At 62.0% G+C, this 26,246-nt stretch carries 11 protein-coding genes and 1 pseudogene; 1 reads left to right on the forward strand and 11 read right to left on the reverse strand.

The window, feature by feature from the left end; genetic code table 11:
• Positions 1-6: 6 nt before the first annotated feature.
• The 4 genes from gspM to gspG form a co-directional block, all read right to left on the reverse strand.
• Positions 7-519, reverse strand: coding sequence for a type II secretion system protein GspM (gene gspM / locus AC1ECK_RS10850; protein WP_480318744.1), 513 nt, complete (start codon positions 517-519; stop codon positions 7-9).
• Positions 483-2,051, reverse strand: coding sequence for a type II secretion system protein GspL (gspL, locus tag AC1ECK_RS10855; protein WP_480318746.1), 1,569 nt, complete (start codon positions 2,049-2,051; stop codon positions 483-485). The genes gspM and gspL overlap by 37 nt, the downstream gene beginning before the upstream one ends.
• 103 nt (positions 2,052-2,154) lie before the next feature.
• A complete protein-coding gene (locus AC1ECK_RS10860; protein ID WP_480318748.1) occupies positions 2,155-2,703 on the reverse strand; it encodes a GspH/FimT family pseudopilin in 549 nt (182 codons plus the stop codon).
• Positions 2,678-3,160: a type II secretion system major pseudopilin GspG gene (gene gspG / locus AC1ECK_RS10865; RefSeq protein WP_480318822.1), complete on the reverse strand. Its 483-nt coding sequence runs from the start codon at positions 3,158-3,160 to the stop codon at positions 2,678-2,680. Before gspG ends, AC1ECK_RS10860 begins: the two co-directional genes overlap by 26 nt.
• A gap of 125 nt (positions 3,161-3,285) precedes the next feature.
• Here gspG and AC1ECK_RS10870 point away from each other — a divergent pair, with 125 nt between their 5' ends.
• Positions 3,286-3,720, forward strand: a complete 435-nt coding sequence (locus tag AC1ECK_RS10870; protein WP_480318750.1) for a hypothetical protein — start codon at positions 3,286-3,288, stop codon at positions 3,718-3,720.
• 16 nt (positions 3,721-3,736) lie between these two features.
• On the opposite strand, the gene gspF is transcribed toward AC1ECK_RS10870, so the two are convergent.
• The 7 genes and pseudogenes from gspF to AC1ECK_RS10905 all read right to left on the reverse strand — a co-directional run bounded on the left by gspF (position 3,737) and on the right by AC1ECK_RS10905 (position 26,084).
• A complete protein-coding gene (gspF, locus tag AC1ECK_RS10875; protein ID WP_480318752.1) occupies positions 3,737-4,954 on the reverse strand; it encodes a type II secretion system inner membrane protein GspF in 1,218 nt (405 codons plus the stop codon).
• 4 nt (positions 4,955-4,958) lie between these two features.
• Positions 4,959-6,458, reverse strand: a complete 1,500-nt coding sequence (gene gspE, locus AC1ECK_RS10880; RefSeq protein WP_480318754.1) for a type II secretion system ATPase GspE — start codon at positions 6,456-6,458, stop codon at positions 4,959-4,961.
• A complete protein-coding gene (gspD, locus tag AC1ECK_RS10885; protein WP_480318756.1) occupies positions 6,455-8,896 on the reverse strand; it encodes a type II secretion system secretin GspD in 2,442 nt (813 codons plus the stop codon). Before gspD ends, gspE begins: the two co-directional genes overlap by 4 nt.
• Before the next feature lie 419 nt (positions 8,897-9,315).
• Positions 9,316-10,593: a substrate-binding domain-containing protein gene (locus AC1ECK_RS10890; protein ID WP_480318758.1), complete on the reverse strand. Its 1,278-nt coding sequence runs from the start codon at positions 10,591-10,593 to the stop codon at positions 9,316-9,318.
• Between the two features lie 49 nt (positions 10,594-10,642).
• Positions 10,643-10,912: pseudogene (locus AC1ECK_RS10895) on the reverse strand (type II secretion system secretin GspD); the annotation flags it as partial.
• A gap of 418 nt (positions 10,913-11,330) precedes the next feature.
• Complete coding sequence (locus tag AC1ECK_RS10900) at positions 11,331-12,608, reverse strand: substrate-binding domain-containing protein (RefSeq protein ID WP_480318760.1); 1,278 nt, start codon at positions 12,606-12,608, stop codon at positions 11,331-11,333.
• A gap of 1,020 nt (positions 12,609-13,628) precedes the next feature.
• Positions 13,629-26,084, reverse strand: a complete 12,456-nt coding sequence (locus AC1ECK_RS10905) for a filamentous haemagglutinin family protein (protein WP_480318762.1) — start codon at positions 26,082-26,084, stop codon at positions 13,629-13,631.
• Positions 26,085-26,246 lie beyond the last annotated feature (162 nt).

Consider the following 26,246-nt stretch of genomic DNA (forward strand, 5'->3'; position numbering starts at 1 on the left):
GATTCCTTACTGGTCAGAGGCAGGCTGAACCGTCACCGAAACGGTCGCGTGCCCCGCTTGCGCCTCGCCCGTTGCATGCGCATTGACCACACGCACGTGGTCCGTACGGCGCACATCGTCAAGCCACGTCATCCACGCGCCGAAGGGCACGTTCTTCGCCTCGACCTGTACGCCCTTTCCCAGTGCGGTAATCTGCGGCGCAGGGATGCCTGCCTGTATCAGCGAGGTAGTCATGGCATCGCGCAGCGCAAGACCATCCGGTGTCCGGATTGCGGCGTCGCCCTTGAGCCGGCGCGCCTCATCGAGCTGCGACTGCACCTGCGCAACCTGCACCTCCAGCAGCGGCAGGCTCGCCCTGATGTGGCCGCAGCCATCCCACGCGGGCGCCCACAGGAGGCTATAGACCAGCGCCACTACAACCAGTGCGCCGCCTACACCGAGCAGTTGCTTTTCGCGGGGTGCGCGAGCCTCGAACCATTCTGTCAGTGCGGCCTTGATTGCACGGACCTGAGTTTCCATTTGCCTTCTTCCTCCTGTACGGACAGGCCGTTTGTCGCAAGGCGGCGCCTGAAGCCGTCCTCATCGACTTCGGTACCGGGTTTGAAGGTCACATCGAGCGACCCGCCGCTGTAATCGAGCTCCCCGATCGCCGACGACGGAATCGAACCGAGCGCGTGAGCGAGGGACGCCGCCACTACCAGAAAATCGTCCGCCCGCAGCGCCCCGGCCGTGCTGCGCAGACGGGTCAGGTCGAGCGCCATCTGCTCGTGCGGACCGAGGACCATCTGTGAATCCGGAAAAACGCTCTTCACCATCTGCGTCATCTGGGCGTTCAAGGCGTCGCGGCGATGACGCAACTGCCACCATTGCACGTTCAGTGCAACGATCGATACCACCAGCGATGCAGCCACGAATCCGATCGCCACGCGCCATGGCCTGAGCCCACCAGCTCCGAGCCGGCTGGCGCCGGCGTTGGCCAGCTCGAACTGGCAAAGGTTGAAGGGGCAGACGAGCGCCGCGTGCGCGATGGTTGCAAGCGGCAAGGCGCGGTTCTCCACGCGGTTTTCCAGTTCGACCGGTACGCCCCACTGCGGCGCTTCGCCGGCCGTGGCGGCCCTGTCAACCGCTGCCGCCTCCTGCGCAAAACGATGCGCTCCGGCTTGGTCAACGCCCGCTCCGCCCCCAGGCTCAGTGACGGCCTCGACCGTGAGCGAGTAGACCGCAAGTGGCTGACGCTGCGCCAGCTCCACCAGCGTGGCGTCAAGTTGCGCGGCATTCACGCTCATTCCGAAGCCAAGCGAACCTTGCCTGAGCGCGAGTTCCACCCACTCGCTATCGCTCTCCCCCGTTGGCGTGAGCTCGCCGTCAAGCCGGGTGCGTCGCACGATCAGCACGGTCGCCGCCGAGCCGCTATTTACGGCGTCCGGATCGTCGGGCACCGCTTCGGCCGGGTCCGCCGTCGTGGTCACATTGGCGCTCACACCGGTGTCCCCGATCTGCCCTACACCATGATCCGTCACCATGCCGGCGATCGCGGTGTCATCCCCGGGCGTCGCGACGTTCGATTCTGCCGCCCCCGTGAACGCCCCGGGGACCGCGGATGCCTCTGGCAGCGGAATACAGTGAATAAGCGGCACGGCCCGTAACCGCCGATGACCCGAGTCTGCAAAACGCTCGATAACTGACACGAACCACTCTCGATCGATCACCGCGAGGCATCGCTCATCGGCGCCCGGCGACAGCGGTACCGGGTCGACCGCGACGTGGCAGCGCTGCGCGTCCTGAATCAGATGCTCCTCGACGACGTTGGGCAGAATCCGCCGCAGCCTCGGCCCGGTCACCGGCGGCAGCTTCGCGTTCAGGATCAGCGTGTCACGCGCCGCGACGACCAGCACCGTCTCACCTGCTCCTGGCAATGCGTCGAACCGGGCACGTCCTGCGCGCAGCATCTCGCCCTTGCGCCCAAGCAGCGCAAACGGCATGGGTGTCGCTTCCCAGCCACCGGGCGCGAGTACGTCGCTCGACGGCAGCAGCACGATCAGGCTCGACATGCGCGCTCCTTGCCTTGATGAGGGGTGCGAATATCACGGCGGTCACGACAGCGCAGTCCATCGCGCAGCCAACCATAGCGACGTGCCTCGCAGATCGAAGAGTTCATGGTCGACGCACCGCAAAATTGCCGATCCCCGTGCCCACCACCTGCAGACGGACACCGCCGGAGTCCAGCGTCACCGTGACCGGCACGTCAATACTTTCGTCGCCGAAGACGATGCGCGAAGTCAGGTTGCCACTACCCGTGTACCGTATCGATACGCCCGTCACATCGGTGCCCCAGCGATGCGGGCCGAGTATGTCGTCGGTAATCGGATGCCAGGTGCCGTTCTCGGCGCGCTGGTCGAACCGGTAGCCGCCGTCGATGGGCTCCCACGCAATCGAGGTCGAGCGAACCTGTGCCTCGTCGTCCGCGGATTCGAGCATCGTGGCAAGACGTTGCGCCTCCTCGGCGAGATCGGTGCGACGGTTGCGCGTCGGAGCCAAGGCCACGACTGCAATCAGCAAGCCCGCGATCAACAGCACCACCAGCATTTCGAGCAGCGTGAAACCGGCGCAATGCCTGCGCGAAACACGGGATGCGCGTTGCCCGCACAGCGGCCGCCGCTCTTCGAGCTCAGCCGCGTTACTGCCACGATCCGATGTCTGCATCGTTGCCCTCCCCACCCGGCTTGCCGTCCGCGCCGTAGCTGAATATGTCGATCGCGCCATGCACGCCAGGGTTCAGATACTGATACGGGTTGCCCCACGGGTCGTTGGGCAGACGCTCGAGATACCCGCCGTCCTTCCAGTTATTCGGGATCGGGTCGGTGGTCGGTTTGTCGACCAGTGCGTGCAGGCCCTGGTCGCCGGACGGATACCGGCCGTTGTCGAGGCGGTACAGGTTGAGCGCCTGCATGATCGTCCCGATGTCCTGTTTTGCTGCGACACGGCGCGCCTCATCGGGCCGGCTCATGATCTTCGGCACGATCAGTGCGGCAAGAATGCCGAGAATCGCAATCACCACCATGATCTCGATGAGCGTAAAGCCGCGCTGCTGCCGATGCTTCGAACGAAGCTTCAAACAAAGCGGAGAACGATACGCGACGCCTGTGTTCAAATCAGTCATCATGGATTCACCTTTCCCGTCCAAAAATGCGGAGAGTCCTGTAGTTGCAGACGCCCTCCGGTTCCACGCAGCGCACGGCGCCGGAAGGCACGACATCCGTCACCTCACCCAACCCGAGCCGCACCATGACCCGCTCCTTTCTGAGTCCACTGCAGTCCCCGCCCACGCTCGCGTCCATCGCCGCGATCGTCCTGTTCATCGGCGTCGTATGCTGGTGGGCGTGGCTTTTTCACGCACCCGCGCCCACCGCACTCGCGCGTCCTGCGCCGCCGGCCGCCCTCGACGCCTCGGCCGGCGCGACCCTCTTCGGCGCACAGCCTGACAGCGGCCGGCACGACCAGGTCCAGTTGCTCGGCATCCTCGCCTTCGATCCGCGCCATGCCGCTGCGATCGTGAGCGTGGGCGGCGACCCCGCACGCGTCGTCCGTGTCAAGGGCGAGCTCACCGACTCCACCACGTTGAGCGAGGTCCGTCCTCATTCGATCATCGTCGAGCACAACGGCATACAGCGCGAAATCGCCTTGCCTTCCGCGCCCAATCCGGACGCCTTCGTACGCTGAATGCGCGGACTGCACGTCACTGCACCAGGTTGTTCAGTTCGATGATCGGCATCATCACCGCCAGCACGATCACCAGCACCACACCGCCCATGGCGAGAATGAGCAGCGGCTCGAGCAGACTGGTGAGGAACATCGTCCTGCGTTCGAGCTCGCGGGACTCGCCTTCCGATGCTCGGTCGAGCATCGTCGTCACATCGCCGGTCGCTTCCCCGGAGCGGATCAGGTGGACCAGCACCGGTGGAAACGTCTTCGTATTGCCCAGTGCGCGCGACAGCGAGGTTCCCTCGCGGACCCGCACGATGGCGTCCTCGATATTGCCGTGCATCGCGCGGTTGCTCAGTGTCTCGCCCGCCGCCTGCAAGGCACGCAGGATGGGCACGCCCGCCGCAGTCAGGATGCCCAGCGTGCTGGCAAAACGCACCGTGTTGTAGCCCCGCACCAGTTTGCCGAAGAGCGGCGCGGTGAGCGCCCAGCGGTCGAACGCGAGCCGCGGACCTGCCTGCGCGAGAATCTGCCTCACGATCCATATCACCACCGCGACCCCGATCAGGGTTGCCCACCACCAGTGCCGGATGTAATCCGAGAGCGCCAGCATCATCACCGTCAGAAACGGCAACTGCTGCTTGGTGCTGACGAACACGTTGGCGACCTGCGGCACCACATAACTGAGCAGGAAGGTCACAATGCCAAACGCAATGCAGGTCACGACCGCCGGATAGGTGAAGGCGAGCATGATCTTCTGCTTGAGCGCGTTGCTCTGTTCAATGTAGTCGGCAAGCCGCGACAGCACGACGCCGAGCTTGCCGGTGTGTTCACCGGCCGAGACGAGCGCGCGGTAGATCTCGGGAAAATCCCGCGGGTGCTGCGACAGCCCGTTGGCGAACGAATGGCCGCCCAGCACCTCGCTGCGGATCGCCGCCATCAGCTCGCGGACGTACTCGCGCTCACCCTGTTCGCTCAGCACCGCCAGGGTCTCGTCAAGGGGCAAACCTGCAATCAGCAGACTCGCCATCTGGCGCGTGAGAATCGCCTGCTCCCGCTGTGAAAGCCGCCTGCCCGCAGCGAGGCGCTGCGACTGGGTGCCTCGTGCCCGCGTGCCGGCCGCTTCGACCACCATCGGGGTGAGGCCCTGGGTGCGTAACTGGCTGCGTGCGCCGCGCGCACTATCGGCATCAAGCACGCCTTTCTTCGTCTTGCCTGCCTGGTCGATCGCTTCGAAACGGAATGCCGGCATCGTCTTACTCCCCACCTGTCACACGCAACACTTCCTCGAGCGACGTACGTCCGGACTCGAGCCACCGGTTCGCATCCTCGCGCAGCGTACGCATACCCTGCGCGCGGCCGGCGGCGAGAATCTCCGCATCCGCCGCATTGCGATGGATCAGTGGCCGGATCGTGTCGTCGATCAACAGCAGCTCATAGACACCGCGCCGTCCCGAGTAGCCCGAGCGTCCGCATTTGTCGCAGCCCACCGGGTGCCACTGGCTGCGTCGCCCGTCCTCGCCGGCCTCCTCGACGCGCTCCTCCTTGCACGCGGGGCACAGTTGCCGCACGAGGCGCTGCGCGAGTATGCCGAGCAGGGAAGACGCGAGCAGATAGGGTTCGACGCCCATGTCCGCGAGACGCGTGACCGCGGACGCCGCATCGTTGGTGTGCAGCGTAGCCAGCACGAGGTGACCTGTGAGCGAGGCCTGCACCGCGATCTGCGCTGTCTCGAGATCGCGGATTTCGCCGATCATGATGACGTCCGGATCCTGCCGCAGGATCGAGCGCAGCGCGCGGGCGAAGTTCATGCCGATGCGCTCGTTGACCTGAGTCTGGCCGATGCCCGAGAGGTCGTATTCGATCGGGTCCTCGACGGTCATGATGTTGGTCGTCGCGGTTTCGAGCCGCGACATCGAGGCGTAGAGCGTCGTCGTCTTGCCTGAACCAGTCGGCCCTGTGACGAGCACGATGCCGTGCGGCCGGACGATCAGCCTGTCGAACCTGACGAGCGTATCGGCCGCCATGCCCAGCGCTTCGAGATTCAGGCGCGCGGCATCCTTTTCGAGCAGACGCAGCACTGCGCGTTCGCCGTGGCCCGTGGGCAACGTCGAGACCCGCACGTCAACCGGCCGGCCGCCGACACGCAGCGTGATGCGACCATCCTGCGGCAGGCGCTTTTCGGCGATGTCGAGCTGCGCCATGATCTTGATGCGCGAGATCAGCGCGCCGTGCAGCGCCTTCTTCGGCCGCACCACGTCGCGCAGCGTGCCGTCGACGCGAAAGCGCACCACCGACGCATTCTCGAACGGCTCGATGTGGATATCCGAGGCGCCTTCGCGCGCAGCCTGCGTTAGCAGCGCGTTGATCATGCGGATGATCGGCGCGTCGTCCTCCGATTCGAGCAGGTCCTCGACCTCAGGAATCTCCTGCATTAGACGCGACAGGTCGACCTCACCTTCCACTTCGCCGATAACCTGCGCGGCGCCCCCGTCCTGGCGCGAGTACGCGGTATTGATCGCCTGCGCGAGCTCGTCGGGCGCTACCCGTACGAGCGTCAGCCGCCCAAAATTGCGCGCGACCTCGGCGATTGCCGGCAACGGTGTGCGCTCGCTGATCCACACCTCGAGCGTATCCGGGTGCTGGTTCGCAACGAGTATCTGACCTGCGCGGGCAAAGCCGTAAGGCAACAGGCGCAGCGCCGCATCCGCGGAGACCGCCCTGGTTGGCGGGACGGCGAGCACATCGCTGCTCATGGCTGCTCCCCGCCGGACGTCGCCGGCATCGGCTGCAACGTAGTAGAGCCCGCGGGCGAGTTAAGAGGCACTCCCGGCGGGATCGACGCGCCCGCGACGGACCCCGACGCGGCAGCAGCCGGCTGGCTGCCCGTAGTGCTCACTTCATTGCCCGCTTCACTACCCGCCTCACTGCCCGATGCCGCTGCGGAACTGGCCGCCGCCGCGCCCACTGCCTTCTTCGGATCGGGGCGCGTCATCCGGTTCAGATCGAAAATGCCTTGTACCGCCGGCACACCCTGCGCCGGGCTGGGTGTCAACGGTGGCAAGGTCGGCGTGTCGTGATCGCGTTCGATACGGTTGTCAGGCTGGTAGCCCTCGGTTTCCTGACGGACGTAGTTGTAGCGGTCGTTCGAAATGGCGACCGCCGTGCCGTCGTCCCGGATGATCACGGGGCGCAGGAACACCATCACGTTGGTCTTCGTCCGGCTCTTGTTCTCCGCACGAAACAGCGAACCGATCAACGGTATGTCGCCAAGCAACGGTACCTTGTTGTTCCCGTCGGAGTAGTTGTCCTGGATCAGGCCGCCCAGCACGATGATCTCGCCGTCGTCCGACAGGACCGTCGATTCCACCGAGCGCTTGATGATCGTCACGCCACCGGGATTGTTGATGGAGGTCGGGTCGACCGACGAGTCTTCCGAGTAGATCTGCAGCCTGATCACGCCGCCTTTGCTGATCTGCGGCTTCACATGCAGCACGATACCCACGTCTTCCCGGTCGAACGTGTTGAAGGCGTTGACGCCCGTACTGGACGTGGCCGTCGCCGTCGAATATGAGCCGGTCTCCACCGGTACATTCGAGCCCACCACGATCCTCGCCTCCGCGTTATCGAGCGTGATCAGGTTCGGCGACGACAGGATGGTTGCATTGCTCACCGTCGAGAGCGCCTGCACCAGTGCGCCCAGACCGAAGAACTTGCCGAAGTTGTGGATGAGGCCGATATTGATGCCGTTGTTCAGCAGCGTGGTGGCAGCGGAGCTCGACAGGCTCTGGCTCAGCGTCTGGCCCTGCGCGGTCAGGTTGACGATCCCCTGGCTCGTCGAGGTCGCGAAGTTGGTGCCGCCATAAAGCGCATTGTTGCCGCTGCTGGACTGCACTGCGCCCTGCCACTGCACACCCAGATTCGCCGCGTCTGTGGCGGTCATCTCGACGATCATCGCTTCGAGATAGACCTGGGCGCGGCGCACGTCGAGCTCATCGATTACGTTACGGATGTTCTGGTAGACCGGTTCGGGTGCCGTGATGACAAGCGAGTTAGTCGAGGGGTCCGCCTGGATCATGCCCCCTGCCCCGCTGTCGGCGCCGCCTCCGCGGGCAGCCGCAATCAATCCACCCGAACCGCCTGTACCGCCGGCCGTGCCCGAGCCACCCGTGCCACCCGCACTGCCGGTGCCGCCTGGCAAGGGTGGCAGGCCGGCTGTGCCAGTGGAGGAACTGGTCCCGCTATTTCCGCCCGTGCCGCTATTGCTTTGGCTAAAACTCTGCAGGCTTGACTTGTCGGAGTCCGAAGTGGTATCGCCCGACTGGCCCAGCATGCCATGCAACACCTTCACGAGGTCGGCGGCGTTCGCATTCTGAAGGCGCACCACATGCATGTTGCCCGCGACGCGCGTGGGCGCATCGAGCTGTGCGATCAGTGCCTTCGCGTCCCTGATCCGCCCGGGATCGCTCGCGCGCAGGAGCAGCGAGTTCAGGCGCGGGTCCGCCGCAACCGACACCTTGAGCGTCGCGTCCGTATTGCCGATACCGCTCGGGTCGAGCATCTTCTGCACGATCGGCGCGAGATCCACCGCGCTCTCATGCTGGAGGGGCACCACCGTTACTTTCTGCGAGCCACCCGAATCAACACCCGCGATGATCGCTGCGATGCGACGTACGTTGTCCGCGTAGTCGGTCACGACCAGCGTGTTGTCGCTCGCGTACTCGGCAATGGTGTTGTTCGGGCTGATGAGCGGCTTGAGCACGGGCATCAGCGCCGCGGCCGACTCGTTCTTCAGCCGGAAGACCTGGGTGACCACCGTGTCGCCGCGTGCCTGCGGCGCATTGCCGACATAGGTCGGCACACCCTGCAGCTTCGCGTCCGCCTCCGGAACAACCTTGAGTATCCCGTTGTCCTGCAGCAGCGCAAACCCCTGCATGCGCAATACGGCTTCGAGCGTTTTCAACGCCCGTTCCTTGCTGACCGGATTGTCGGACACGAGGTTGAGTTGTCCCTTGACGCGGGGGTCGACGATGATCGTCGTGTCGGTCGCGGCGCCGATCGCCTTCGCGACCTGACTGATATCGACGTTCGAGAAACTCAGGTTGACTTGCGCGTACGCGAGATGCGTCAGCATCAAACCAATTCCGAGCAGTGCCCGGGTTACGGGAGCGATGCCGAAGGGAGTGCGAATCATAGACCTGGGTTCGATGTCGGCATGAGGTATTTGCCAAGACAGGCCCACCGCATACGTGCCGCGATCACTCGAAGCGCGCCACATCGGTAAGCCCTCGTTTGCAACATCGCCCCGCTGCAGTCACGCTGCATGAAACGACAGCCCTAAGATTAAGCATTCAAACCGGTTCGACGTGTGACAGATGTTCAGTACTTCCTCCAGATAACGTATTGCAGAAATATCGATCTGCAAAGAACGACAACGCATACCGGCAGTCAATTACCGGTATGCGCTACTGCTACTCTCCATACCACAACCAGCAATCCTGCTTCCTGCCGGATGCGACCAGGAGTGCCATTCGCCCGTCATTACCCGACGATCTTGAATACTGCCAGCATCATCGGGTTAGATGCGTCCTGTTCGGGGCGAACGGCCACGTATCAACGACCGAGCGTCCCGCAGGATGCGTTGCCGATGTTCACGTTGTGGCCGTTGATGTTGGCGAGGATGTCTCTGGTAATCGAGACGCCAAACTCCGCCGGTACGGCCGCAAAACCGTTACCGGTAATGATTGAACTGAAAGTGCGGCCGTAATGGTCAGTCAGGAAGCTGAGCAGTGTCGACTGTACCGCCGAGCTCAGGTAGCACTTGCTCACGATGATGTTCGTCGTGCCCACGATCGGGTAGCCGACCGAGGGATTCGCCACTTCGACACCCGGCACCCATTTGAACGGATTAGCCTCGTCAGCCGCGCTTGTAGGAGCAACGGCCGCAGAGATCAGCGCAACCACCGCATTGGCAGCCGTCGGCGTAACCGTCGTCCCGCCGGCATTGACCAGGCTCGCAACGGCAAGCTGGTTCGTCTGTGCATTCGTCGAACTCGGCGCGAGCGTCGTGTTCGTGTAGTCCGGGCTCAGATAGCCGAATGCAGCCGTGCCGGCCGTACGCAGCGATACCAGCTTGCTACCCACAGAACCGCTTCCGGTCTGCGCGCTGAAGTTGCTCGGCAGCGTATTGCCGGTGAAGTTGGCAGCGAACGTCTGACCTTCGGTGAACGTCACACCCGTTGCCGTGTTGCCGGTCGTGCAAACCGCATGCAGGTGACGCGTCAGAAGATCTGTCGTGCCGCTGCCTCCAGTCTCAACGACCACCACGATCGGCGCGGTGTTCGACGTATACGAGGCGCCCGTGGCCGGATTGATCACCTCATTCCATGTCGTGATCTTGCCCGAGAAGATCCCGCACAGATCGTTGTCGTTCAGCACCAGCGGGCTCGCTACGCCCGACGGCGGATTCACGACGGGGATCGTGATAGGCGTCGTCAGATACGGCAACTGGATCAGCGGACCATCTGCCGCCGAACTCGCATTCGTTCCGCTATACGAACCCGTCGTATCGGTCTGCGAGGTGGTAAGCGGCGCATCGCTGTTGGCGAAATCGACGGTCGTAAGGCTGGCCGGAACCGGGTTTGCCACCGTGCTCAACGACGACGGAGTGTTGTTCAGAAATCCGGCTTCACCCAAGCCGCTGCCCACGGAAAAATAGTCCAGACCACCGCCAAACGAGGTGATTTCCGACTGGATCGTCGGTGCTACCAGCGATGAGCCGCCACCCAGAAGCGGCGACGTTTGAGCCGGTGCTGCCGACACTGCTACCGTGACCCCTACCGACATAGCCAAAAGCACTGCCTGACAGATCTTACGTTTCGTGGCTTTCATTGCAATTCCCTCAAGAGGACCGAATGGAGAAACTAATCGCGGTGGGTTTGAACCCTGACCTGCGCAATGCGGCTTCGAGTGTTTTCAACGCCCGTTCCTTGCTGACCGGATTGTCGGAGACGAGGTTGAGTTGCCCCTTGACGCGGGGGTCGACGATGATCGTCGTGTCGGTCGCCGCGCCGATCGCCTTCGCGACCTGACTGATATCGACGTTCGAGAAATTCAGGTTGACTTGCGCGTACGCGAGATGCGTCAGCATCAAACCAACTCCGAGCAGTGCCCGGGTTACGGGAGCGATGCCGAAGGGAGTGCGAATCATAGACCTGGGTTCGATGTCGGCATGAGGTATTTGCAAGACAGGCGCACCACATACGTGCGCGATCAATCAAAACGCGCCACATCGGTAAGCCCTCGTTTGCAACATCGCCCCGCTGCAGTCACGCTGCATGAAACGACAGCCCTAAGATTAAGTATTCAAACCGGTTCGAAGTGTGACCGATGTTCAGTACTTTCCTCCAGGTAACGTATTGCAGAAATATCGATCTGCAAGGAACGACAACGCATACCGGCAGTCAATTACCGGTATGCGCTGCTGCTACTCTCCATACCACAACCAGCAATCCTGCTTGTTGCCGGATGCGACCAGGAGTGCCATTCGCCCGTCACTACCCGACGACTTCGATTACTGCCAGCATCATCAGGTTAGATGCGTCCTGTTCGGGGCGAACGGCCACGTATCAACGACCGAGCGTCCCGCAGGATGCGTTGCCGATGTTCACGTTGTGGCTGTTGGTGTTGGCGAGGATGTCGCTGTTAATCGAGGTGCCAAACGCCGCCGGTACCGCCGCAAAACCGTTACCGGTAATGATTGAACTGAAAGTGCGGCCGTAATGGTCAGTCAGGAAGCTGAGCAGTGTCGACTGCACCGCCGAGCTCAGGTAGCACTTGCTCACGATGATGTTCGTCGTGCCCACGATCGGGTAGCCGACCGAAGGATTCGCCACTTCGACACCCGGCACCCATTTGAACGGATTGGCCTCGTCAGCCGCGCTTGTAGGAGCAACGGCCGCAGAGTTCAGCGCAGCCAACGCATTGGCAGCCGTCGGCGTAACCGTCGTACCGCCGGCATTGACCAGGCTCGCAACGGCAAGCTGGTTCGTCTGTGCATTCGTCGAACTCGGCGCGAGCGTCGTGTTCGTGTAGTCCGGGCTCAGATAGCCGAATGCAGCCGTGCCGGCCGTACGCAGCGATACCAGCTTGCTACCCACAGAACCGCTTCCGGTCTGCGCGCTGAAGTTGCTCGGCAGCGTATTGCCGGTGAAGTTGGCAGCGAACGTCTGACCTTCGGTGAACGTCACACCCGTTGCCGTGTTGCCGGTCGTGCAAACCGCGTGCAGGTGACGCGTCAGAAGATCTGTCGTGCCACTGCCGTCACCCCGAACGACTACCGTGATCGGCGCGGTGTTCGACGTATACGAGGCGCCCGTGGCCGGATTGATCACCTCATTCCATGTCGTGATCTTGCCCGAGAAGATCCCGCACAGATCGTTGTCGTTCAGCACCAGCGGGCTCGCTACGCCCGACGGCGGATTCACGACGGGGATCGTGATAGGCGTCGTCAGATACGGCAACTGGATCAGCGGACCATCTGCCGCCGAACTCGCATTCGTTCCGCTATACGAACCCGTCGTATCGGTCTGCGAGGTGGTAAGCGGCGCATCGCTGTTGGCGAAATCGACGGTCGTAAGGCTGGCCGGAACCGGGTTTGCCACCGTGCTCAACGACGACGGAGTGTTGTTCAGAAATCCGGCTTCACCCAAGCCGCTGCCCACGGAAAAATAGTCCAGACCACCGCCAAACGAGGTGATTTCCGACTGGATCGTCGGTGCTACCAGCGATGAGCCGCCACCCAGAAGCGGCGACGTTTGAGCCGGTGCTGCCGACACTGCTACCGTGACCCCTACCGACATAGCCAAAAGCACTGCCTGACAGATCTTACGTTTCGTGGCTTTCATTGCAATTCCCTCAAGAGGACCGAATGGATGAATTAATCGCAGTGGGATTGAACCCTGACCTGCGCATCCAATATAGATTCAAGTTCCCCGAGACCGCATGAATTCTCCATGAACTATAAACGACCTCCGCATAACAGAAATTACGCAACATTCGACATGAAACCGATCGGCATATCCGATTTACAGCCAGATATCCACAATACATAAATCGTGAATAAAAAGTTACGAACTATTCGACACAAAATTGATTTATATGCCGACAATAACAAACCTGTCTAATTGATCGCATTAACTCATGGAGCCGTCCCTACGCGACGATGTCCGTGAGTTCCCCGCTCTCCAACGGGTTTGTGGCTCCCCCTCATACAGCATCGCACCACGGCGCAACTGCGCTCAGCTCTCATTGCGAGGCGTCCGTCACCCGAACCGCGGAACGTCCTGTAGCTCCACGTGAAAGAATGAAAGAACATATTTTTGGCTAGGGAGTACTACCCTGCTGGGGGAATTCCGTCGAGATCAGACTCAGGAACCGGTTCGTGTCAGATATTCTTGTCGCCTTACCGCCTCTTTTTCAGTTAACGACTCATCCTCACGGAGCGATGGTCGAAGAAGTATTTTTACTCATATCTTTTTGAATGGATGCACGATTTCATTCTTCACGGATCAAGATGACAAATTGAACGCAACATTTTCCTTCTCACTGTCGCATTTAATATATTCATTGCGACACGCAAAAGGTGACTGAATCAGGTCAGGACGTTGCTGCGAAACAAAACCAATAGCTGGGAACGGGACGTTGTGGCAATCAGTTCGAATTCAATTAAATTACTTTGGCATCCATATCATATTGCACGGATCTCGTATGAGTGCAAGGCATCGTAAGCATCGCCCGAACGGTGCGACGAAACATCGCGTGGACCGGTGAACAGACCAACGAACGGTCCACGCCTACACTTCGCGAGGAGGCTGCACAATGTTCTATCACGCCGGGGCCACGTTCCGTCCTCGCCGCGGCACCCCCTACCGCACGCGCCTCTTGCGCGAATCATCGGAACCCGACGGGTCATCCGACGCATCGCCAAAGCCCTCGACCTCCACCGTGATAATCCATTGACGCTGGGACACCCCCGAGGCATTGTTCCTGACGATGTTTTGCGCCATCTGGGTGGCCGCAGACGCGGCCGAACCTGCTGCCGTCAGCGCACCTGTGTCGACCGCCGCTGCAACCGGAATACCGGTTGCCTTTCCCTGCACCTGGATGTTGTCGGCATTCAGTACCTGCAGCGCAGCAATATTAATGTTGCCCGAAACGCGAATCCCCGCGGCGCCCGCATCGACCGTGCCGCGCGGAGCAATCAGGTTGATATCCCCTCGCGCCGCACCGGGAATCGTCTGTAACGTTCCGATGCCTGCACCGGTAACTTCACCCTTTGCGTCGAGCGTGCAATAGTGACTCTGGTCACAGACGTATTCGGGCGGCGGCACATCCGACACCGACTTTGAACCCTGACCCGCATTGATGTCGCCATTCGAACTCCAGATCGTCATGCTGCCGCCTTGCTCGGTGAAGATACGGCTTTGCGCAAGCAGGACACTCTGATCGGTGAAGATGTCAATGTTGCCCTGTTCGAGCGTCAGAATCCCCATGGTATTGGGTCCTGCGACAACCTTCCCGGTTGAGCTGATGATCTCGGGCGGTGCAGAAGCGCTGCCAAGCAGTGCCTGTCCCCCGGGTCCGAGAATCGAGACATTGCCACCCTGCTGGGTCTGGATAGTCGAGCTGCGAATGTCCAGGTTGCCGGTCGTCACAAGCTTGTTCGCACCGTTCACTCCACCACTCAGGTCGTTGGACGTATATCCGAGCGAAGCAGGGAACAAGGTGTTGATCGCCTGGTAACCGCGCGCGTATTGCTGAAAGAACGGGCTCGACGCATTGTTGAAATCGTTGCCGACGCTCGTGAGCACACTGAACAGCTCCTGCTGCACGAAAATCTGCTGCACATAAGGCGGCAGGGCCTGGAATTGGCTCCATGCCTGATCGGCTGTCAGTGTCCCGACTTTCGCCTCAGCCGCCGCCTTGTCCGCCGCGAGGCCGGTATCGACTTTCTCATACTGGCCTACATCGTACTGTTCCATGAACGAGATCAGTGCGGGCGTCGCGCTCGGTACGCCGGCGACTACGCTGGCAGGGTCGATATAGGCAGAAATGAATGCCTGGTTGGCGATTCCCGGACCAACGCCGAACAAAACCTGCACGTTCGCGCTTTCATGCGGAAGAAATGCATTGTTGGCATTGCCAACCGCATCAATCCCCGTAACGCTGCCGGCAAATTCCGTCTGGTTCGTGAGTGGTCCGATGTTACCGCCCGCTTCCACGTCGAACGTGCCTGGACCACCCAGCACCAAGGACGGCACTACGGCATTGCTTCCAAGAATCGACGTTGACGGAGCGTCGTCGATATTGCCTCCCGCGACGATACGGGTAACGTCGTCTACACCCAGGTTTTGCCCGGAGAAAGCGACGTTGACGATATTGCTGCCCGCATAAATCTGGGCCGGCTTGTCAACGGCGATGGTTACCAGGTTGCTATACGTTCCCGGAGTATCGATCGCACCGTCAATGATGCTGCCGGCAAGACTGTAGATTCGCACTGGCTGCGTATCAACTGCGTGAAGCGCTGACGCCGCGTGCTGTAACGTAGGAATATTTTCAAATAACCCGAAGAGGAAACCAGAACCCGGTCCGTTGCTGCTATTCAGATCGATCGAGTCCGTCGGCGAAGGCATCGTCGACGGATCCGCATCGATCAGCCCGAAAGTTGTCCGGGTACCTGACCCGGCACCTGCCGATAGATCGATTGACTGATCCGCTATCAGGCTTAGCTCGCCCGTTGCGGAGGGATAGAGTTGGCCTGCGGCGGACACGACAATACCGCCTGAGAGTGCGGCCAGGTCGACGGTGGCCGGCAGCACCTGGGCGGCGTTCGAAGGCTGTCCGGTGAAGTCGCCGACCAGCAGGCGCCCGGACGCATTAGTCGCCCCCAGCGACCCGAAATCGACATTGCCGGTGGTCGATACGACGTTGACCGCCGAGCTCGATGAATAGCCCTGCGAGTCCGCATGCTGACCATAAACGCTCAACTGCGGCCCCTCGATGTACGAGGGGTCAAACACGCCTCCTATATCGACGCCGGAGCGCGCCGTGACGTTCAGGACGCCGTTTTGAGTGGCGAGCAAGGTGGAAACTGGTCCCGCGGACGTGGACGCGCTGACAATGCCGGAGAACACGGTGTAAGCCTGACCGTCGGCGGCGATGCTGCCTCCCGCCGTAATCGAGCCCGTACCGTTCGCAACGAAATAGTCGCCGCTCAGGATGTTTTTGCCCGCCTGAACAGTCAGATTGCCACCGCCCACGATAGTAGGCGTTGTCACGCCGGAACTGTCGGTGGTCAGATACCACGTCGTTGGCAACGAGACGGCAAGATCGGTAATATTGCCACCCGCCTTGACCGACACATTGCCGCCTATGCTCATCACGCCCTGGTCGAACGCACCGAAGTCGATCGAGGTCTGGGTAATCTGTCCGCTCGAATTGACGGTGTTGCCAATCTCCATCCACTGCCACCAGAACTGGCTGTAGTTGGCGTTCTTGACACCCGTAATGCTCCCCGTCGAATCAACGACGTTCTCGATGCCGGTAATATCATTCTGAGCCTGAATGGAAATGTCACCGGCACCTGTCGGGTTGACGGCAGGCGTAACCAAAAGCGAAGGCTCAGCGGAAGACACTCCGCTGCTGGGTTGAGCAATAGCAGCCGTACTCCCCTCTGCCGGCGAGCCGGCCGCCGCTACACCAGCGGTATAGATCACGCCCGGGGCGGTCGTATCGCTCAGGGTGAAGTTATTGGCCGAGGCGATATCGATAAAGCCGGTACCGGTCCGGATCATCGTCGGCTGGAGAATGGCCGGGCCCGTGCCGCCATTGTCGAATCCGAAATGCCCGTCGACGGATACGCTACCGCTTCCATCACTAGCGCCGCCTGCGGATGAAGAAAATGCCGACGCGGGTTGCAGCGCGAGCGGATCGGCACTCAAGAGGTTCGCACCGGAAACAATCCGGAACGACGAACTGTTCCCGCTATTGAGCGATGCAAGCGACAACGGGATGCTATTGTTCGACGCGGACACAGGTGACGGCGAGTTGTCGACCGGCCCAGGCGCGATGGGTCCCGCCACCGGAGCAGGTGGAGACAGTTGCGGCACCACCGGAGTGACTCCCGGGTTCGCCTGCGCAAACTGGACGACCTGGTCAAAATACTGTTTATACGCGACCAGGTACGCCTGATAACTTGCAGGATTGGAAAGTTGCGCTGCCTGCGTCGGAGCAGTAGGCGCCACAGGCTCTCCTGGGGGCGGAGTTCCGTTCGACGCCCATGCGCCGCCGCCCAACGTTGCGCTCCCCCTTGCGTACAGGATCAGCACGCCGGTATCAAGTTGTCCCGCAAAATTTGCCCCGGCGACGGCCGCAACGAGAGGATCGTCCGCCCCGGCAAGAAATCTCCCGTACTCTTGGTATAAACCGTAGTACTGGGCAATTTCCTGCGTGGTCGCCCCTCCTGTAGGGGTCACCAGGGAGGCTTGTGAAGCCGGGGCTCCCGTATGAAGAAGGTTGAGGTAGAAATTGTTATAGTTCCCCAAGTAGCCCATATAGTATTGGGGAGTCGGACTGTCGAAAAGGGCAATTGCCGCGGTGAAGTTAGACCCCGTAATACTGGATCCCGTCGGATTGGCAATCTGGAAAAAGCCATCCGTCAGACTGGCATCCACCTTGACGTTATTCTCTGCGCGGAACGTGATGACCGGCGCCTGATCATTGAAACGAAATGCAAGATCGGTGGGGGACGAACCCGCGCCCAGATTCCAGTTCGTCAGAACCGAAATATCGCCGTTGTTGATGGCCGGGTCCGGGTTGTCCAGCTCGATACCAGGCGTCACCGCGAAGTTCTGGATGCCCGTATTGGCGAACTGGTTGGCCACGCCCTGCGCACCATGCTCGACGAAACCCATGAGCGTGCCGGGCGTAGTGCCATCACTCTGGTAGCCGTAAAAGGCCTGGTGATCGGTATTCGTGGCACCCGCTGCCGGAGTGAAAAAGTCGTTCGCCAGATAAGCTGCAAGCTGGTCCGCCGTGGGGCTGGGCAGCGGATTGCCGCTTTGGTCGGTCCACGTACCCGCGACCATACCAGGCTGGCCAGCGCCGACGACGCTGTCGCCATACCACCCGGCCGGATCGACGACGCCGTCGAAATGCTGCGCGCCGGTCGTGCTGTCAGTCGTGCTCCACACCGCGTAGGCTTCGAGACTGACCTTGCGGGCACCGGTGATCTGGCTCGCCGGATTGGTCATCTTCAGGTCGACATCGACCGTGCCGTCATCGAGGAGCGGCGCGCGCAGATTGATCACGCCCCCTTCCATTCCGGTCGACGCGAGGGTCGCTGCACCACCGCCTGCGACGTTGATGACCGCGTTCGCGCCCAGCGTAATCTTTCCCGAGTTGGCAAGCGCGACGTTCTCGTAGCCGTACTGGGCATTGTAGGAACCGGCAGTGGGGGTGCCAGCGGTTCCAATATTGATCGTGCCGCCCAGTTCGGTGGAGTTCGGATTGAGCGTGGGCGTACCCGCGATATAGGCGTCGGAGCCTTCGGCCAGCAGCGCTCCTTCGACGTCGACGCTGCTCCTGCCGTAGAGACTGATCGTGCCGCCCTGGGCACCACCCGAAGCAGTGGCCAGACCGTTTGCGTTAATCGTACCGTCGATGATGACGTTGCCATTCGCGGTATCGGAAGCATTCCCCGCGCCGCCATTGGCGGTCAGCGATACCGTTTGGGCCGTGAGCGTATTGCCCGCCGACAGGATCAGGTTGCCGGCATTGGTCTGAACGACAATCCCGTCGTTCACGCCGCTCGACGCGAGTTCGGCGGACAGGCTATCGAGGTTCACCGCACCACCCGTGTCCAGCGAGAACGAACCACCCAGGAATCCGGCTGCCGCGTTGCCCTTGATCGTGCCACCGAGTTGTACCGTCTGATCCGGCGCCGAGAGCGTGAGGCTACCTGCCGCACCGCCGCCCGTTGCCCCCGAAAAGTCCAGCGTCGAGCCGGCTCCGACATTGACCGTACCTGTGTCGGCAGTCAGTTTGATCGCGCCCGCCGGCGCATATTCGGTCACGTCAAAGAACGGCAGCGCAACGCCTGCCGAACTGATCACCGAGCCGCTGCCGACCGTCAGATCACCCGTGGTGGCCTCGAGACTGACATTCCCGGCAGGCGCTTCGATCGTCGCGCCATGATCGTTGATCGTACCGCCAACGAAAGACAACGCCCCACCCAACGCAGTCCTTGCAAGGGCGGTACCCGAGGTTGCATTCAGGTTCAGTACGCCTGTCGTCCGGACCGTCTCATCCGAACTGGTGCCCGCAAGGTACACCGGCGCGTTGAGCGTGACCGGCAAGGTGCCGAAGTCGAAGGTTCCCGTACCCTCCCCGACGATACCTCCCGTGGCACTCATCGTCACCGCCCCGAAGCCTGAGACCGTCTTGTCGCCCGTTCCGAAGTCGATCTCGCTCGCGTTGACCGTCAACGTGCCGGCCCCTGCCGCGCCCGTCGGTACAGGGGCGCCCGCTTCGTTAGTGAACTGCACGTTGGGCGCATTGATGGTGACCGCGCCACCGTCGCTCAGGAAGGTGCCTGCGCTCAGGTCCACGTTCTTGCCGAACGACACGTCGACGTTGCCGTCGAAGTTCATTGCGCCGTAGCTGCGCAGGACAACATTCTGCGCGTTCGCGAGTTGCGCGAGTTGCCCCGCGCCCACTACGAACCCCGGCAAGTTCGCCGCAGCCACGCCCGTCTGATCCGTAAACGTAATCGCCGCCGCATCCACCGCAATCGTAGTCCCTGAGAACGTTGCGCCTGGATCAAAGGTCAGGTTGCCCGAAGAATCAAGCGTCAGCGCCTGGCCACCGCCAAGCGTCGCGCCGGCGCCTACCGTCAGTAATCCGGTACCGGTGGCGTTCTGACGCGTCACGACCGAATCCCCACCGTTGCTGACGCTCAGGAATGCCCCGTCACCCGAGATCGTGATCGGCACGTCCTTCGCCGCCGGATACGTGCCTTTGGCCGCGATCACGCTGCCGGGATCGATTTGCAACCCGTTCGCCGCTGCCGGATCGGCACCGCCAGGATCCGTCTTCGTGACCAAAATGATTTCCGGCCCTGTCAGGGGAGCGGAAGGGTCGTTCGATACCACCACGCTGTTGGCGATTGCATCAATCGTGATGCCACCGGTGGTCTGGGTCCGCGTGCCACCCAGCAGCAGACTGCCGGCACCCAGCGCATCGAGCTGGCCCGCTGCGATCTGCAGATAACCTGGAAGCGCTGCCTCCCCCCCACCCACGATCTGGATGTCCTGCGCCGCAATATCCACCTCAGCCGGCGCACCGCCAGTGGCCGGCGCCCCATCAAGCGTCGCGCCGAGCGTCAGCCCCCTGGTAGCGGCGATGACCAGTTGCCCACCGTCAATCGGTAGCTGCGGCGTCACCTGGCCGGCGCTCGCTGCGAGCGCTGGAAAGAAGCTGTTCGCGCTGGTGAGCGTGTATTGCGAATATTGCTGCCACACCGGGCCCGATTGCACTTCGAAGAGCGTCGGTGTCGCACTGCGGCTCCCGGTCAATGCATTGACGTCATACCCGGCCACCATCGCAGTGCCATCGGGCAGAACGTTCGATGCATTCGGCGCGAGCGCGCTGCCCGACGGCTCGGCCACTACGCGGAAGGCTCCTGGCAGGGTCGCGTATTTTGCCGGCAGCAACGTATAGACACCGGCGGGCAAGCCTGGTACGCCCTGCAGGTAGACGGCCTGGCCAACCATTCCCCCCAAGCCCGCCGCGCCCACGCCGATCGACGCCGTCGTCGTGCTCGCCGACCCATTCGAGTTCGTCGAGGGTTCGGTAACCTGCGCAAACACTGGGTCATAGGCGGCGACCGGTGCCCCGTATCCCGGCACGACCGCATACACATTCGCCGCACCGGGATTGACCGGCACCGCGGTGCCGGTGGCGCTCGTCGCGTAGCTGATGTTGTACTGCGACAGCAGATCGCGGCTGCCGCCCGTACCGGGCACCCATTCCTCGGCCTGGAGATTTCCTCCGCCCGACAGGTCGATCGTCGCACCCGCATTGAGCGAGACGTTGCTGCCGTTGACGCTGATGAATTTCGACGGCGGCGCGGTAATATCCGGAGCAGTCGCGCCGGCCACCGAATTGTATTGCCACTGCGTGCCGTCGACGGTCGTTCCGTACGGAATGACCGTGCTGCCGTCGGACACCGAGGTGATGCTCCCGTTGCCCAGCGTCACGGTCTGGGTATTGGTCAGCGGCAAGTTGTCGAACTGCGCCTGGGTCGTCGAACTGGTCATATCGCCGACGCCGAACACAAGACTGCCTGACGGCGCGCGTACGGTCCCCGACTGCACAATATTCGTCGCATCGACAAACAGGCTGCCCCCGGCCGATAACGGCACACCGGACGAGCCGTTCGAGAGGAATGTAATCGTTGTCGGGGTAACCGCGTTCGTCGACGTGTCGACGGGCCCGACCGCATCCAGAATAAAAGTGCTCCCGCTTGCCGGATACACGTCTGCCGCGGTGAACGTCAGATCACCGGCGGTGGCCAGCACGCCTGCCTGCAAGACGAACGATGTTCCGCTGCCATTCGCGTTCGTCGAGGACAGGCGGATATCGCCAGCGCTCGTGAAGTTCGCCTGTCCAAAGTTCGACAATGCAATCTGGTTCTCGATGTCAATGAATGACGCATTGACATTCAACGCGCCATCCGCCAACGCTCCGGACGGCGCAATCGTGCCAGGCGCGCCCGAACTATATTGCGGCCCAACGAGGGCGACATACGGCGCGTTGATGGTGACCGTCGGTGCACCGATCGTTGACGAACCCGGCGCAAGCGTGGGAATCGACGTGCTGCCTGCGGGCAATGCGACAAGCTGGGCCGCATTGATGACTACGGCATCGCCCAGTGTCAGGTCTACGTTGCCTGCGAACGCAATGGGTACCGGTGCCAGGCGGTAACCCTTGCCCCCTGGCGAGCCGCCCAGTACGAGCGTTGTAATACCCGAACCGCCGAGTTCATCGGCCGAGAACTGTAGGATACCTGTCGGATCGCCGCTCGTGAAATCGTCGCCCGGTGCCGCCGCACCAGGTACCAAGGTGCCGCTTTGCTGGATGATCAGTGCGGTCGCCCCCGGCGTCGATGACTGCGTTCCGCCTGGAAGCGTGCTTGTGATCGGAACCTGTTCAGGCAGGATGGTCAAAGTGCCGCCTTGGGCCTGAGCCGAACCTGCCTGCCCGCGCAACGTGGCGTTGAAGTACAGCCCGTTCGCAGCACCAACGGTGATCGAACCCGCGTCGCTCCAGACAGGCTGCGCAGCGTATGTCCCGTTCGCCTGCAACTCGTCGAAGCTGGCCGACGCCCCCGACACGTTGATCGTAGAACCCGCCTGCGCTACCACATACCCGGTGTTGTCCGACAGCACCACAGTCCCGCCCGGCAACACTTTGCCTGTGTCCGGAATCACTACGATACTCCCGCTTTTCACCGGAGCAGCGAGCGGATTGGTCAGCGCCACACCGGACACATCGAGGACGGCGCCCGAACCCAGCCAGACGGACTGGCTGTGGGTCGTGAAACCCGACCCCGACGCAAGAACGGGCTGACCGGTAACGTCAAACCCTTCGTTGTTCGTATCCGCACTGAGCGTGATCGCCCCCCCTGGCGCCACGATCGAGCCCAGCACAGTGACCTGCGTCGCCGACCCCAGACCGATCGTCGCGCCTGCATCCGCGACAATCGAGGCACCTTGCCCGACCGTTACGTCACCCGGTATCCCGGCATAAGACGCGGGGATGAATTGCGCCCCGAGCCCCGGCGCCCAGTTCAGATAACCACCACCGGTCATCGCAAGCCCGGTGGCTTGCCGGTGATAGGCATCAATCGATCCCAGCGTCGTCAACCCTGCCGCCTCGATACCGGTACCGGTGGCCGAACCCTGCAAGGCGGGAACATCCGGAATCAGGTCCTGTTGCGTGAGCCGCACCGTGGCGCCGGGAGCAACGTCCACACCGTACATGGCGTTGAGCACGTAGTTGCCGAAGCCCTGCGTTGCGAAGAAGTCCGCCGGCAGGTATTCATACGAGGTGGGTGCCGACGACGGATCGCCGCCGATCTGGAAGCCGAGCGCCTGCAAAGTTAGCGTGCCACCACCCGCAAAACCGGCGCTCCTGATCGTGCCGTCCATCTCGATCCGGCCACCGGTCGACGGAGGGGTTCCGGGCGCCGAGTATGCACTGTTGTTATACGTTAGCAGCGAAATGCTGCCCCCGGTCCCTTCCGGGATGCCGTTTTTCATCAGCAACTGGCCGTTTGCCTGCAGATAGCCGCCGCTCGATACGTCCAGGACGCTCCCTGGTTGCAGGATAATCGAGCCCGTAGTATCCGTCAGGACCTGCCCGCCCCCACTATCTGTCGACGACGCGACGCTACCACCAATCGACAGCGTAATGGTGCCGCCGTTGATGTATTCGCTACCGGCAAGACTGGTTCCGGGGGCCGTCAATGTATCGTCGTTGACCCATTGGCCGGCCACGCTGACGGTAGCATCCGGGCCGACCACGATATTCCCTCCCCCACTAGCCACTGAGATATTGCCGCTGGGCGCATTGAGGCTCCCCAGCATGGTGATCGACGGTCCGTTCAGCTTGATTGAACCACCCGGCTGAACGGATAGCTGAGTCCCCTGTGCGACCGTGATTCCCTTACCCCCACTCTGATCTTCGGTCACGCTGACGTTGGAAAAGCCACCCGCGTTCAGGGTATCCACCGGGACCGTCTGCCAGGCAAGGATGTTGTCCGGATTCGCGCTACCCAATGCGTTGAGCGCGGCCGTGTCCAGCGGTGTGGCGGCGCTGAAGCCCGGTGCGAGATTACCCAGTTGCGGCGCGCTGCTCTGCAGGATGACATTGCCGGGCTCACCACTGAAGCTATCCGCGCCCGCTATGGTTTGCGAGAGGGCCGATCCGGCCCCCAGCGCGAACGTACCGCCGCCTGGCTGGTCACCGCCCTGCACCTGCTTTGAGCCGCTGAACGCCTGCGCCGTAATGCCGCCGTCGAGCACAAGCGCCTGCGACGCAAAAACGTTCAGTGTGCCTGCGTTACCGCCGACGATGAAGTCCGACTCGTACGTCCCACCTGTGAGCAGCGGGTTATACCAGGTGTCTGTCACGCCCCAGCGTGGGTGGCTCTCGACAAACTCGCCCGCGATGCCCACATACGTGTCGAAGGAACTGGCCTCCCCGATCGGCACGATCGCACCGCTGGAATCGACCAGACGTGTCGTATCGACCACGCCTCCAAGATAGTGAATGTAGCCACCATTCAGATTCATTGACGAACCATTGGCGGTCATCACCTGCGCGCCTGAGAGCGTGATCGATCCGCCGTTCGTCAGCAACTGGTCAACCGTGCGCGGGATCAGGCTGACATAGCCCGCCAGGTTCAGGACGGGACTGCCTACCCATTTCGAACCGTCACTGTTGGTCCCTGAAAGCGTGCTGTCAAAGACAACGTTCTTCAAACCATTGAGGAATCCATCACGTAAAAGCGGTGAATCAGCCAGTTCATTCGCGCCGACAAGCGGGACGGTGACCAGCGTATCGGCAATGGGCAGCTCGACATTGGCCAATCCTGACACATCGATGGTAGCGCCCGAATCCAGGAATATCCGCCCCTGTACCGCGGTATCGCCGGGCGCCGCCGCCGTATTCTGCGAAAGTGCCGCAACTGTCACACTTGCGCCTGGCGCCTCAATGAGCGAACCGCCCTGGAACCAGACCGAGCCTGCAGTCAGCGCAATGCTCCCCGGCGTGAACGTCGTGTTCTGGTCGGATGTCGTCGTCTCACCGTCCTCTTCGGGCATATCCACGGTGAGCGAGCCGGGACCAAAACTCACCAGCCCTGCACGACGATTGGCAGGCTGGTTGACGGAGTCGGCAAAGAGATTCGCCCCGTATTCACCGCCAGCCGGGTTGAGCGCCATGACCTCGTCGACCGTCGAAATCGTGATGCCACCTGGATAGCTGACACCGGTTGTCACCCCAACCACGCCGTTCTGGTTCACATTGGAACCGAGCAGGGTGACGTACCCCTTGTCTGCCTGGACAATGCCCGTGTTGGTCAGTGTGCCCACCGGCGTGACGTCGGTTCCGTTGAATTTCAGTTTCCCGGTCAGCTCCGGCAACAGGACCTGCGGGTTTGCGGCATTGGGCTGCAAGGCTACCCCAATGCCCGCCGCAAGAATCGTCTGGCCATTGGTCGTTGTGATCTCACCCGCATTCGTCACGTTCGGTGCAGCGATCAGCACAAAGCCGCCGTCACTGGCGTTCCCGTTAGCGTGCGTAGTGATCGACGCTCCAGCCGCGATCGTCACATCGCCCGGCTGATACTGGCCCGCTGACGATACAGCTACCGTATTGCCCAGCCCCAGGACCTCCGTGGCGTTCGTGGTCTGACTACTGGTCGACGCGCCCACCAGTCCTCCGGCCTGCAGCAGGAACTGATTGTTACTGGCCTGAACGTCCGCGCTGGTCGGCGTCAGGGCATCGTTCATATTCAGAAAGTCAAGCGACGAGGCGACCAGCGAATGCACGTTGATCTGCGAGCCTGCGCCGAACAGGATACCGTTGCGGTTGATCACATAGACCGCGCCTTGTGCCGTGATGCTCCCCAATATCTGGCTCGGTTTTCCGCTCGGGTCCTCAATGCGGTTCAGCACGACCCAGTTGTTTGCCCCGTTTGTCTGGGTGCCCGCCGACTGGTCGAAATTGAGCGTTGTCTGCCTGCCTACATTCATCGTCTGCCAGGTCAGGATCGCGTCCTGGGCCGTCTGCTGCACATTAACCGTCGTCTGGCCGCTCGCCGCCACCGACTGGGTCGGCAGGTTGGCATTCAGCCATAGCGGCGAATTGCTGGTCGCGCCGGGCGCCACCTGCAGCCCGCCTGCGGCAAGTCCGTTCGGCACGGTAGAAGGCGCGGCGGCAGCCGCCGCGGCGGCAGCCGCCGCGGCGGCTGCCTGCTGCGCCGCAATCTGCTGCGCAATGCCCTGAGCCGCGTGTGCCAGATTCTGGATCGACGGTTGACTTGTCTGCAATGCCTGCTGGGGAGATACGCCGAGATTCGCAACGCCTTGCGAACCTGCTGCACGCAGCGCTGCACTCGTCTGCGCCCCACCATGCGACAGGTCGACGATGCCTCCAGCGTGTGCACCCGAAGCGGCCACCGCTGCGAACATCACGGCAATCGCTCGGCACACGGGCCGCAAGCTGAGCCGCGAGAGATCCGACGAAGACGTCATACCTTGTTGTTCTCTATGTACACGAGCTCTCATCGCCGATTTTTCCTGAGACGCAGATGAAGAGAAAGCCCCGTGCGCAATACCGCTTTGCATCGCCCCTGTACCGGACCTTCTCAATGACGAACCATAACGGTCACTTGAATCGCAGGGAGGTTACGGGGT

The organism is Paraburkholderia sp. SSBN10T (genome assembly GCF_056619545.1).